At 52.8% G+C, this 12,294-nt stretch carries 15 protein-coding genes; 2 read left to right on the plus strand and 13 right to left on the minus strand.

The genetic code is table 11. The annotated features are described in order from the left end of the window. The 3 genes from F599_RS15395 to F599_RS0112185 form a co-directional block, all read right to left on the minus strand. Positions 1 to 200: transposase (locus F599_RS15395; RefSeq protein ID WP_026327979.1), on the minus strand; the 200-nt coding region annotated here is incomplete at its 3' end. A gap of 20 nt (positions 201 to 220) precedes the next feature. Further along, positions 221 to 349 (minus strand): hypothetical protein, encoded by a 129-nt coding sequence (locus F599_RS16210; protein WP_019543790.1) that lies wholly within the window; start codon positions 347 to 349, stop codon positions 221 to 223. A gap of 134 nt (positions 350 to 483) precedes the next feature. Beyond that, the gene (locus tag F599_RS0112185; RefSeq protein WP_019543791.1) at positions 484 to 768 is read right to left on the minus strand and encodes a type II toxin-antitoxin system HicB family antitoxin; all 285 of its coding nucleotides are present in this window, start codon (positions 766 to 768) and stop codon (positions 484 to 486) included. A gap of 323 nt (positions 769 to 1,091) precedes the next feature. On the opposite strand from F599_RS0112185, the gene F599_RS0112190 reads away from it, so the two are divergent. Continuing rightward, a complete protein-coding gene (locus F599_RS0112190; protein WP_026327980.1) occupies positions 1,092 to 1,550 on the plus strand; it encodes a recombinase family protein in 459 nt (152 codons plus the stop codon). Between the two features lie 85 nt (positions 1,551 to 1,635). Beyond that, positions 1,636 to 2,223, plus strand: a complete 588-nt coding sequence (locus F599_RS0112195) for a hypothetical protein (protein ID WP_026327981.1) — start codon at positions 1,636 to 1,638, stop codon at positions 2,221 to 2,223. Between the two features lie 48 nt (positions 2,224 to 2,271). On the opposite strand, the gene queA is transcribed toward F599_RS0112195, so the two are convergent. The 10 genes from queA to F599_RS0112245 all read right to left on the minus strand — a co-directional run. Then, the gene (queA, locus tag F599_RS0112200) at positions 2,272 to 3,366 is read right to left on the minus strand and encodes a tRNA preQ1(34) S-adenosylmethionine ribosyltransferase-isomerase QueA (RefSeq protein WP_019543792.1); all 1,095 of its coding nucleotides are present in this window, start codon (positions 3,364 to 3,366) and stop codon (positions 2,272 to 2,274) included. A gap of 15 nt (positions 3,367 to 3,381) precedes the next feature. Then, positions 3,382 to 4,551, minus strand: a complete 1,170-nt coding sequence (locus F599_RS0112205; protein WP_019543793.1) for a SpoIID/LytB domain-containing protein — start codon at positions 4,549 to 4,551, stop codon at positions 3,382 to 3,384. Continuing rightward, positions 4,544 to 5,170: an epoxyqueuosine reductase QueH gene (locus F599_RS0112210; protein WP_026327983.1), complete on the minus strand. Its 627-nt coding sequence runs from the start codon at positions 5,168 to 5,170 to the stop codon at positions 4,544 to 4,546. Before F599_RS0112210 ends, F599_RS0112205 begins: the two co-directional genes overlap by 8 nt. Positions 5,171 to 5,173: 3 nt before the next feature. Further along, a complete protein-coding gene (gene ruvB, locus F599_RS0112215; RefSeq protein ID WP_019543795.1) occupies positions 5,174 to 6,208 on the minus strand; it encodes a Holliday junction branch migration DNA helicase RuvB in 1,035 nt (344 codons plus the stop codon). Positions 6,209 to 6,233: 25 nt separating this feature from the next. Continuing rightward, positions 6,234 to 6,830 (minus strand): Holliday junction branch migration protein RuvA, encoded by a 597-nt coding sequence (gene ruvA, locus F599_RS0112220; RefSeq protein WP_019543796.1) that lies wholly within the window; start codon positions 6,828 to 6,830, stop codon positions 6,234 to 6,236. Beyond that, positions 6,827 to 7,321, minus strand: coding sequence for a crossover junction endodeoxyribonuclease RuvC (gene ruvC / locus F599_RS0112225; protein WP_019543797.1), 495 nt, complete (start codon positions 7,319 to 7,321; stop codon positions 6,827 to 6,829). The genes ruvA and ruvC overlap by 4 nt, the downstream gene beginning before the upstream one ends. A gap of 86 nt (positions 7,322 to 7,407) precedes the next feature. Beyond that, the gene (locus F599_RS0112230; protein WP_019543798.1) at positions 7,408 to 8,139 is read right to left on the minus strand and encodes a YebC/PmpR family DNA-binding transcriptional regulator; all 732 of its coding nucleotides are present in this window, start codon (positions 8,137 to 8,139) and stop codon (positions 7,408 to 7,410) included. Between the two features lie 42 nt (positions 8,140 to 8,181). Next, complete coding sequence (gene tyrS / locus F599_RS0112235; protein ID WP_019543799.1) at positions 8,182 to 9,405, minus strand: tyrosine--tRNA ligase; 1,224 nt, start codon at positions 9,403 to 9,405, stop codon at positions 8,182 to 8,184. 143 nt (positions 9,406 to 9,548) lie between these two features. Further along, positions 9,549 to 11,657, minus strand: a complete 2,109-nt coding sequence (locus tag F599_RS0112240; protein ID WP_019543800.1) for a transglycosylase domain-containing protein — start codon at positions 11,655 to 11,657, stop codon at positions 9,549 to 9,551. A 392-nt stretch (positions 11,658 to 12,049) separates the two neighbouring features. Further along, on the minus strand, positions 12,050 to 12,294 hold a 245-nt coding region (locus F599_RS0112245; RefSeq protein WP_019543801.1), incomplete at its 5' end, for a transposase.

A 12,294-nucleotide genomic window follows, 5' to 3' on the forward strand; every position in this document is an offset into this window, starting at 1 on the left:
TCTTCGTCTTCTTTATGGAGTTTCCCGCTGCCGACAAAAGGCTGCTCGGGATGCTTCATGTACCGCTGCTTCCAGGTATAAAGCGAATTTACATTTATATCCAGCTCACGAGCTACTTGACTGGCAGGAATGCCACTCATTACACGCTTGACTGCTTCTTCCTTAAATTCATTGCTATAGGTCTTTTGTTTCGTGGACACTATCTCATCACCTCATGGTCTTATTTTACCATTCGTTTATAGTGTCCATCAAACGGGGTATAGGCCAGTTTGGTGTCCATGTGTTTCTCTTCCATCGTGAGGAGCATCAGGTTGAGCACGTCATCAGCATTTTCAAGCGCCTCTTCCATCGTGGCTCCATCTGCCCGCGCTCCCTCTACGTCCGGAAAGGATACGATGATTCCGTCGTCTTCCTACGTTAAAATGGCCGGATATACGTATTTCATAACCGCATCCTCCTCTGTCTTTACTTATGGGAAAACGATCAAGTGGACTGCTCCCCCTGCTGTGTTACTTCATCATATTCAATCAGAGAGACGAAATTGCGGCCCTCCGTCTTGATGTCTGCCGAATCGGACGGCTCGGGATAAGGTTCCTTATCTTCTTTCAAAGAGTACTGGTAGATGCCCAGCGCATCCTCAGCCATATCGATAGCCTCAGAGAGCGTATCACTCTCCGTCACACAGCCGAGCAGATCCGGAAAATCTACCGAATAGCCGCCGTCCGCCTCAGGATGGAACACCGCCGGATAAATCAATTTTGTCGCCATGATAATCTCCTTCTCACAGGAAACAGGGCTCACCTGTGCCCTGTCTACTTCATCATCTCTCCCCCCCTTACAGGAATATTATAACACGTGTTAATGCATGCCAAAAGTATTACCAAGTGCATTATTTTTCTTTTGTGCCGCCTTGACGCACGCATCGGCGTGCGCGCGGCCGCCCGCGGCGCTGCTACAATGAGCATAGATACATCTGCCAGTCTCCGAGAGGAGGCAGCTCTATGCCAAGAGCACAGAAGGCGGCGATTTACTGCCGCGTGTCCACACTTCACCAGGTGGACAGGGATTCCCTGCCAATGCAGCGGTAGGATATGATAAACTACGCGAAGTACGTCCTCGGTATCGAGGAGTATGAGGTGTTCGAGGATGCCGGGTATTCCGGCAAGAATACCGACCGCCCGGCGTTCCAGGCGATGATGGAGCGCATCGAGTCCGGCGAGTTCTTGCATGTGCTGGTCTGGAAGATCGACCGCATCAGCCGCAATCTGCTGGATTTCGCGACGATGTACGCGCGGTGCAAGAAGCTCGGCGTGACGTTCGTCAGCAAGAACGAGCAGTTCGATACGTCCACGGCGATGGGCGAGGCCATGCTCAAGATCATCCTCGTCTTTGCCGAGCTGGAGCGCAATATGACGAGCGAGCGCGTTATGGCAACGATGATTGCGCGCGCCACGGATAAGCAGTGGAACGGCGGCCGCGTGAATGGCTGGCTACTGCCCTTCTGTTTATATCTGTGGGAGCAAGCGACACCACAAAGGCTGCCACAATAAGTTCACCTATGATCCAGAGGTTGGCGGCTTTGTTTTTCGCTACATCGCCAATATGATGCGTCTCAAGGAGGTCTTTAAGCCGTCTATGCGCGATCAGCAGATTGCGCGCATCCTGACGGACGGCCTCCCCGGCGTCCGTATCCAAGACGCTTCTTCCATCGCAGTGCTACGCCGTATGCTCCTCACGCAGTCCGGCGCGCGTATCTATACCCGCGTTCATGATGGCACGCAGAAGCAGGGGAAGAAGTTGGCGCGGGAAAGGGCGGACTTGATTGCCGAGATGCGGAAGCAGGAGTGCGCGCTCGGCCGTCTCGACGAGCTGTTTCTTTTCGCTGACAGCCCTATGCCGCAAAAAGACTACCTACTCAAGAAACAGCAGATATCTGATAAGATTGCTTCCTGCCAGCAGCAGTTGCACCGCCTTGAGCAGAAATCTCTCTTTACTTCTACGCTATCAGATGAACAGTTCGTGTTCCGCGCCTCGTCTCTGCTCCTGCAAAAAACGCTTCGCGAGCGGCGCATCGATGTTCAGCAGCTCACCACTGACGTAGGCCGCCCGGCGCTCAAGGACTTCATTCGTTCCATTATCGAGAGTATCGTCAGTAAAGACGGCAAGGTGATAGAGCTCACTTTCCGCAACGGCATGACGCACTCCTTCCGCTATGACGCATGAAAAGGCGCCCGCCTCCTTCCTGGAAGCGGGCGTTTGTGCACTTGCAATTTATTCGTTTTCGTGGTCGTGCATGTGCTCGAGCTCGTAGAGTTCCCTTTCCCGTTCCTCCTCCGGCTGTTGAGCTCCGATATACATTGCATCCCCGAATGAGAAAAACCGATATCTCATATCAACAGCGGTCTTATAAGCCTGCAAGACAAATTTCCTGCCCGCAAAGGCGCTGATAAGCATAATGAGCGTAGACTTTGGCAGATGGAAGTTGGTAATCAAAGCGTCGACAATTTTAAATTGGTAGCCAGGGTAGATGAAGATTCCTGTCCACCCGCTTTTCCCCGCAATCTGGCCCGGCGCTGTTGCAGCAGACTCTAATGTCCGGATGGAGGTGGTGCCGACTGCGATGACACGGTGCCCCGCTTTTTTTGTGTCCATGATGAGCTTCGCTGTTTCATCTGAGATATGGTAGAATTCCTTATGCATTTCATGGTCTTCGATATTCTCGACATTGACCGGACGGAACGTGCCAAGACCGACATGCAGGGTTACAAAGCCAAGATGAACACCCATATCCTCGAGTTCCTGCATCTGCTCTTTGGTGAAGTGGAGTCCTGCCGTCGGTGCGGCGGCAGATCCTTCCTCCCTATTATATACCGTCTGGTATCGCTCCTTGTCCTCCAGTTTTTCGTGAATGTACGGCGGCAAGGGGGTCTCACCGAGACGATCGAGGATTTCCTCAAAAATACCTTCATAATGGAATTCCACCACACGACCACCGAAGTCTGTATGTTCCGTTACGATACAGGAAAGTTCATCACTGAAATTGATGACATTGCCGACCTGCGCTTTTTTGCCGGGTTTTACGAGTGTCTCCCAATGGTCGGCGTCCAGGCGGCGCAACAGGAAAATTTCCACCTTGCCACCTGTCTTATCGCGGTGGCCAATCAGGCGCGCCGGCATGACGCGCGTATCGTTGAAAATCAAGGTATCCCCTGGCACAATATATTTTTTTAGATTGTAAAAATGATCATGAGAGATTGTCTTTTCGACGGGATTGAGTACCATGAGGCGCGAAGCATTACGCGGTTCCATCGGTGTCTGCGCGATGCGCTCCTCTGGTAGATCGTAATCAAAGTCTTCTAATAGCATCTGAAATCTCCTACCTTATTTTTTATATAGGTCTTTGATTTGTATATCACGATAATAATGTACAAGAATATCTTTCGCAGAGGCGCCTTGTTCCGCATATGACTTAGCGCCCCATTGCGAGAGTCCTAGTCCATGCCCATAGCCGTACCCTGTCGCGATGACACGATTACCACTGATCCGCAGATCGAACAAGGTGCTCTTGAGACCGAACAAGTTGCGCATTTCATTGCCGCTTAGGCGCAAAGTTCCGCGATCACCAACCAGTGCAACGGTTTTCACGCGCCCTGAAACGGAGCGATCTATCGTAGCTTTGCCGATTTGCAGCGGCGACAGTTGAATGCGCTTCAGTGTCCCCACGTCGCTTTTCGCATGGAGTTTGGCAGAAAATACGGAAAGTGCCCATTCCTTCTGCCAAGGCTGTGTTGCCCTTCGCACTTCTGATGCGGCACGTAAGTAAGGGATTTTCGTCCCCCAGACATCTTCACTGTTTTCCGTCATGCCTCCGGAATCTGTATGGAAAACGGCATCGATCAAGCGCCCCTGATACATTGCCACCTGCCCGAACGTAGCATCAACGGCTGCGGTACTAGCATTTCTTTCGCCTTGAATTCCTGAATAGGACTGACAATGCGTTGTCGTACACAGATCATATCCCTCGCTTTTGTGCCGACCGCGGTTTGCAAGGGCAAAAGTACGTGCGGCAACGGCCTGTGCCTTTTTCGCCTCCAGCGGCCACTCCGGCGGCATCTCGCTTGGCAGCACCCCTCGCAGATAGTCCTCCGTCTGCACATCGTTGATAACCTGGATGGTATTGCCGCGGCGAAGGAGGCGGAGACTTCCACGGTACAACTTGCCATTGACAGCAAGGACGGCCTTGCCTACAGGCTTGACGACGAAGGTGCTGCCAGGAATTTTCCGGCCATTGACGAGGAAACTGTCTGTTCTCAGGGAAATACGCAGCGTCGCGCCGTCGGGCACACTGCCTGCTGCCTTCCCGTCTGCAAAAAGATTTGCCGTTCCTTGCCGCACAGAAAGGGAAACTTCTGTCTGCCCTTTCAGCAGACCAACAGCCAGCATAGGTTGCCAAGCCGCACTTGCCGGAATCGCAGGCCTGGCGACGAAGCACGCACAGCAAAGGAGTACGGCGCAAGCGAAGCGCCACAAGCGGATCGAATGCTCAGTCATCTTTCTTCTCCTCCTGTGCAGACAGGGACGCCAGCCGCGCACGTTTTTTCGCGCGGTTCTCCTTTCGCTTGCGTTTCAAGTATTCCTTGCTGTAGCGCTCTTCCTCTGAAAACACGCAGCCGCAGTAAGGCTGGCGGTAAAGCTCCAAGGCCAAGCTGAGATCGATGCCCTCCTGCCAGCCCGGCCGGAAATCTTCATAATGAAAGGAAATGCCGTATTGTTCAGCGAAACGAGCCGCCGTTTTCTTCATGAGCTCATGCTGCTGATAAATACTGTAAAACAGAGTGGACGTGAATGCATCGAAACCATTTTCCCTTGCATAACGCGCCGTCTGTTCCAAGCGCCATGTATAACACATCGTACAGCGGCCGTTGGGACGTGACTCCGCAGGCAACGCACGGCGCAGGAATTCGTGCAGTGCATAATGCTCATCCGTATGAATCTCCATGCCGACCTTCTTCGCAAATTCCTTTGCCGTATCGAGTCGATGCTTCCATTCCCGATAGGGATGGATATTCGGATTGAAAAAATAGCCGACAGGCTCAATCCCCGCTTCCCGCAAATGTTTGACGGGATAACAGGAACATGGCCCGCAGCACATGTGTAACAACAGCTTCATGCGTCAGCCTCTCCCCTCGCTCGGCAGAGGTATGCCGAGGTGATGATACGCCGCTGGCGTCGCCACACGTCCGCGCGGCGTGCGGTTCAAGAATCCCAGCTGGATGAGGAATGGCTCGTAGACATCCTCGATCGTATCTGTCGTTTCGCTGATGGCAGCCGCCAGCGTGTCCAATCCGACCGGCCCGCCGGCAAACTTCTGGATCATCGTCATGAGCAGGCGACGATCCGTATGGTCCAGTCCGCAGCTGTCGATTTCAAGCATCTTGAGCGCCTTGTCCGCCATTTTATCCGTGATGATGCCATCGCCCGCAATCTGCGCCACATCGCGTACGCGCTTGAGCAGGCGATTCGCTATGCGCGGCGTGCCGCGCGATCGCTTGGCAATCTCGAGTGCCCCCTGCGGCTCCAGTGGGATCTTTAGGATCTCTGCCGCACGCGTGATGATAGTGACAAGGGCATCAGGCGTATAATATTCCAGACGGGAAATCACACCAAAACGATCGCGCAGCGGCGGTGCCAGCGCTCCTGCCTTTGTCGTCGCACCGATCAAAGTGAACGGCGCAATGTCCAAGCGGATAGAACGCGCACTTGGCCCTTTGCCGATGATGATGTCGAGTGCGAAATCTTCCATCGCAGAATAAAGAACCTCTTCTACGCTGCGCGGCAGGCGATGGATTTCATCGATGAAGAGGACGTCGCGCTCTTCTAGATTCGTGAGCAACGCCGCGAGGTCTCCCTGGCGTTCGATGGCCGGTCCCGACGTCTGGCGAAAATTCACGCCCAGTTCGTTGGCGATGATGCCGGCGAGCGTCGTCTTTCCTAGACCAGGCGGCCCATAGAGAAGCACATGATCTAGCGCCTCGCCGCGCGACAGTGCGGCCTGAATGAAAATCGAGAGATTCTCCTTGGCTTTCTCCTGACCGATATACTCTGCCAGACGATGCGGCCGCAAGCTGTACTGCCAATCATCGGCTGGCTGCTCATCCTGTGAAATCACTCTGCCCTCAGGTTCATCGAATGGAAACTGATCTGCCACGTCGTTCCTCCTTCTCTTTTTCCACTTACGACCGACTCAGCTTCTTGAGTGCCAGACGAATGGCCTCCTCCGTCGTCTGGCAGGTACCAAGCTGCTTGAGTACTGGTGCAGTCTCTGCCGGTGTATAGCCGAGAGATGCCAGCGCTGCCGCGGCCTCGTCAAGGATTCCGTCGCCAAGGGGCGCAGCCTCAACAAACGCCTCCTCACCGTCTCCTATTCCTACGAACGCCAGTTTATCCTTCAGCTCGAGTATGAGCCGTTCCGCTGATTTCTTCCCGATTCCCGGCAACTTCGTGAGTAGCGACGCTTGTTTGTTGGCAATGGCGCTGCACAGACCAGAGACAGTCGTAGAGGAAAGGATGCCGAGCGCTACCTTCGGACCAATGCCGGAAACGCCTATGAGCTGCAGGAACACATCGTATTCTTCCTGTGTTGCGAATCCATAAAGCTGCAAGGCATCTTCGCGTACAGAGAGATAGGTGAACAACATGGCCTGCTCTCCCTGACGAAGCTTAGAGCGCGTCATACCTGACACCGTGACACGATAACCGACACCGCCGACATCGAGCAGGCAATCATCTGCGAGGAGATACGCCACCTTGCCACGCAAAAAACCAATCATAGCTGATTCCTCCAAGCGATGCTATGCATACAATACGTCGTGCAAATGGCAATGGCAAGTGCATCTGCCGTATCATCCGGCTTTGGCGGTTTCTCTAGATGCAGGAGTTTTGTCACCATATAAATGACCTGCTGCTTCGTCGCTTTGCCGTACCCTGTCACATCCAGCTTGATCTGCATCGGCGTCCGCTCTACGAGACGCAAGCCATTCTTTGCTGCAGCCAGCAGAACGACGCCGCGCGCCTGCCCGACAGGAATCGCCGTTGTGACATTTCTATTAAAAAACAGCTTTTCCACGCCCATGACATCCGGATGATATTCCTTGATGAGCCCATCAAGTTCGTCAAAAATCTTCATGAGCCGGTCTTCCATCCTCATCTCCGGCGTCGTAAAAATCGAGCCATAGGCATGCGGAATCAGGCGGTTCCCCCTTGTCTCCACAAAGCCATAACCGCAAATCGCCGTACCAGGGTCAATCCCCAATGCTAACATGATATAAAACCTTTCTGATATAGGAAAATGGGCTCAACAAAATGAGCCCATCACCATGCGAAGGAAATGCTGGTTCTGAAAGAAGATCATTCTTCGTCAATATCGTAGTTGCTGTAAACGTTCTGGACGTCATCATTCTCTTCCAACGCATCGACGAGCTGCTGCATCTTGTCAGCATCTTTGCCCTCGAGATGCACCGTCGTGTCAGGAACCATCGTGACTTCTGCGGAAGCCGTCTCGATGCCCTTCTCTCCGAGTGCCTGCTCGATGGCGTCGAATGCCTCTGGCTCTGCGGTAATCTCGAAGACCTCATCTTCGGCCTTCATATCCTCAGCACCAGCCTCAAGCACGATTTCCATAAGGGCATCTTCATCATCAAAAACTTCCTTCTCGACGATAAAGACCGCCTTCTTCTTAAACATCCAGGCCACACAGCCATCCTGGCCGAGATTGCCGCCATATTTGGAAAAGAGATGGCGCACATCCGCCGCCGTACGATTGCGGTTATCGGTGAGAATATCAAGCATGACAGCCGTGCCTGCCGGACCATAACCCTCATACATAAGCTCTTCGTAGTTACCGCCCTCGCTATTGCCAAGGCCTTTCTCGATGGCACGTTTGATATTATCCTTTGGGATATTGTTTGACTTTGCCTTAGAAAGGGCAAGTTTCAGGCGCATATTACCCGTGGGATCCGCGCCGCCCATGCGGACGGCAATCGTGATTTCACGACCGATCTTCGTCGTGATCTTGCCGCGGATGGCATCATTTGCACCCTTCTTGCGTTTGATATTTGCCCATTTAGAATGTCCTGACATAAAAGAAACACCGCTCCTTCAATCAACATTAACTTGTATATTTTAGCACACTTTTGTGCCTTTTTCCAGCTTGTAGAATTTCTTCTTCCCCTTTTTGACAATCGCTGTGCCATCGTGAAAATCACTCTCTTGCAAGATGTAATCCACGTCCTGCACCTTCTCATCATTCAAGGAAAGTCCGTTCTGTGCGATGAGACGCCGTCCCTCTCCCTTAGAAGCAAACACTTTGCCAACTGCTAGCACATCGAGCAGTTTCTGACCACATGCCACCGGCACGGTCGGCATATTCTCTGCTGCGCCAGCACCGCCAAAGACCTGCTGCGCACCAGCACGCGCCTTCTTTGCTTCTTCCTCGCCGTGGACGATTTTCGTCACTTCATAGGCGAGGATTGTCTTAGCGTCGTTGATTTTCGCGCCTTCGAGAGATGCGAGACAATGTACTTCCTCCATCGGCAAGAAGGTGAGCAGCGACAGGCATTTCTCCACGTCCGCATCATCCACATTACGCCAATACTGATAGAACTCATATGGGCTCGTCTTATCGGCATCGAGCCAGAGAGCACCGCCAGCCGTCTTCCCCATCTTCTTGCCGTCGCTCTTTGTCAGCAGCTTGTTTGTGAGACCGTAGACGGCTGTACCATTCTTACGGCGGTTGAGCTCGACCCCAGCAATGATATTCGACCACTGGTCATCACCGCCCATCTCCAGACGGCAACCATAACGGCGATTGAGTTCGAGGAAATCATACGCCTGCATTACCATGTAGTTGAACTCCAGGAACGTGAGCCCCTTTTCCCACCGCTGCTTGTAGCACTCCGCTGCCAGCATGCGGTTGACGGTGAAACATGCACCGACATCACGCAGGAGGTCGATATAATTGAGCTTTCTAAGCCAATCCCCGTTGTTCACCATGATCGCCTTGTCATCGCTGAAATCAATGAAACGGGCAATCTGCTTCTTGAAGCACTCGCAGTTGTGCTCGATGTCCTCATCTGTCAGCATCTTGCGCATATCTGTTCTTCCCGAAGGGTCGCCTACCGTCCCCGTACCGCCGCCAACAAGGCAGATAGGGCGATGCCCCGCCTTCTGGAGATGCGCCATTGCCATGAGAGCAATGAAATGGCCTGCATGAAGGCTGTCTGCCGTCGGATCGAAACCAATATAAAAGGAAACACGCTCCGTCGCCAAAAGCTCTCGCAGTTCTTTTTCATTTGTGCACTGCGCGACAAAACCGCGCTCTACCAGCGTATCAAATACATTTGCCAACAAACTCTCTCCTTTATCACATATCTATCGCATCGCATACTTGCGGGCATGTCGATATGCTCGTTAAATAGCAACACTCCCAGAAAAATGAATGAAAACACTTTCCTCGGACAATGGTGCTCCAGATGCGATTTCACAAGAAATCAATTCCGGCTCTTCGAGACGCCGCCGCCAGGCTCAGGCACACTTGCTGCTGGTGCTGTTGGTTGTTGGGACGGTGCCGGAACGGTTGGCTGCTGCCCCTCCTGTTGTAGTGGTGCCTGCTGCTTTGTCTTATCATTCCCCGCGCTCTGCTTGTTGTTCTTCGTGTCCTTTTTAAGCTCGGACTTCTTGTCATTCTCCAACTCGCCAATCGAGTCGCCCTTGCTGCCTGCTGCAGAGCCATCGAAATTCTTCGCAGGCGTAGACTTGAGCGCACTCGACATGAACGCCTTCCAGATCATCGCCGGTGTCAGACCGCCACTCATCCCATTAAGTGCCGTATTGCTGTCATTGCCGACCCATACGCCGGCAACGAGATCCGGCGTATAGCCGACGAACCAGGCGTCATGGTAATCACTCGTCGTACCCGTTTTGCCTGCGGCGGGACGACCTATCTTGGCACGCGTGCCAGTACCGTGATTGATGACGCCCTCCAGCATGTCTGTTAGTTCAGCAGCACTCGCCTCGCTGATGACACTGCGCTGTTTCGGCTCGGCTTGCTCCAACACCTTACCATTGCGGTCGAGTACCTTGACCACAGCGACGGGATCCACATGAACGCCCTTGTTCGCAAACGTCCCATAAGCACTCGTGAGCTCCAGCGGCGTGACCCCCTTCGTAAGGCCGCCCAATGCTGTCGCGAGGTTGCGGTCATTCTGCGGACCGTCTAACACAAAGGAAGTAATTCCCATCTCCTGCGCGTAGTAGATGGGTTTATCGATACCCAATTTCTCCGCAATCTTGACCGTCGGTACATTGAGCGATTGTTCTGCGACCTTGCGCAGCGTCACCTTACCGCGGAAGGTACGATCATAATTCTGCGGCTGCCAATCGCCGATTTTCACAGGACTATCGTCAATGACTGTCGACGGCGTGAACTTATTCTCAAGCGCCGCCGCGAACACAAATGGCTTGAAAGCCGAACCGGGCTGACGTTCTGCCATCGTTGCGCGGTTGAACTGATCCGTGCCACGTCCGCCCACCATCGCCTTGATATAACCGTTATGCGGATCGATAGCGACAAGAGCTCCCTGCGGTTGCTGAATGCCATTGCCATCGACGGAACCGTTCGGCAGGTTCTTCATCGCTGCCTCAGCGGCTTTCTGCATATCCATATCAATGGTCGTATAGATTTTCAAACCTTCCTTGTAGACTGCATCCGCACCATACTTGTCAATCATGAGCTGCGTCACATAATCGACAAAGTAAGAAGCCTCCTTCGTGTGCTCCTTTGGCTTCGGCTTCACGAGAGCCAGCTGTTCCTTCTTTGTTTTTGCAGCCTCAGAGGGGGTAATGTAGCCATATTTCGCCATCTGATCCAGGACTGTTGCCTTGCGTTCCTGCGCCGCCTGAAGATTGTTAAGCGGCGAATAATAATTCGGACTCTTGGGGATGCCAGCAAGCATCGCACACTCATTCAATGTAAGATCTTCGACATTCTTGCCGAAATATGTCTGCGCCGCCGCCTGGACGCCATAAGCCCCCTGGCCAAAATAAATCTGGTTCAAATAAAGTTCCAGAATCTCCTGTTTCGTATACTGCCGTTCGAGTTGCAGTGCGAGGAATACCTCCTGAATCTTCCTTTTGAACGTGCGATCTTGCGTCAGATAAGCGTTCTTTGCAAGTTGCTGGGTAATCGTCGAGCCACCTTCTGTGACAGTACGCCCGCGAAGATTTGCCCAGACCGCGCGCAAAATACCGCGTGGATCAATCCCCATATGCTCATAGAATCGATTATCCTCGACTGCCACGAATGCATTCTGCAAATTTTTCGGCACTTGCGCGATTTTCACTGGCTCACGATTTTCATCCGCATGGATGTTCGCAATCTCGTTTCCATTGATATCATAGATATGCGACGAAGCCGGCGGCAAGATATCATGCGCCAGATCCGGCTTTGTATTCATGCTGGCAGTCAGAAAACCGCAACCGATGCCAAGTAGCATCACCAAGAGAATGATGAAAAAACCGAGTACGATGCGTCTGCCATTCCCGCCGCTTTTTCGTTGTGGACTAGACGGGCCACGCCTTGCATTGGAACGTTTCTCCATGAGTTGCCTCCTTGAACCAGTCGTGAAAACATATATCCCGTTCCCACGGCTCCCCTGCCGATGTCCTGCTCGACAGCCTGCTTCTCCTAGTATATCAGCTTTATACTTCCACTGCAACGTCCTCGGCCTATACGTACGTGCTAAGGCCTAGCCCATTGATTCTCTCGGCCTACATCCCCCCTGCACATAAAAAGCCCCACCTACTGATGCCGATAGGGCTCATCGATCATAGCAAACTCAACGGGACTGTCTCACGAAAGCATTTTCGTGCGGATAGCCCCGTTTTCTTTGACCTCAATCACGGTCATCTGACACTGGTGATAATCATTGCATAAAAAACAGTGCAAGAAACAGGCGGTCACCGATCGCCTCGTTTTTTGCACTGTTCTGTTTCAGGCTGCTGCCACAACTTGGATGAGGTGCACGCCTAATCGCTGTGCCTGTATTTTGCAATGCAATTTAAAAATGTTATGTGCCATTGCCAGCAGGATGGTTTCTGCCTCTACGTTGACATGCCCTTTTGTCAGGAAGCGGCGGTAGTTCCTGTCTGCCTTGACGTCAGCAAAAGCGCCCTCTGCTTGGATGCTGCGGTTGACACGCAGCTCAATGCCATGTTCGCTCGTGATACGCGCCAGGT

Source organism: Selenomonas bovis DSM 23594 (genome assembly GCF_000381005.1).
GTDB lineage: Bacteria > Bacillota > Negativicutes > Selenomonadales > Selenomonadaceae > Selenomonas_C > Selenomonas_C bovis.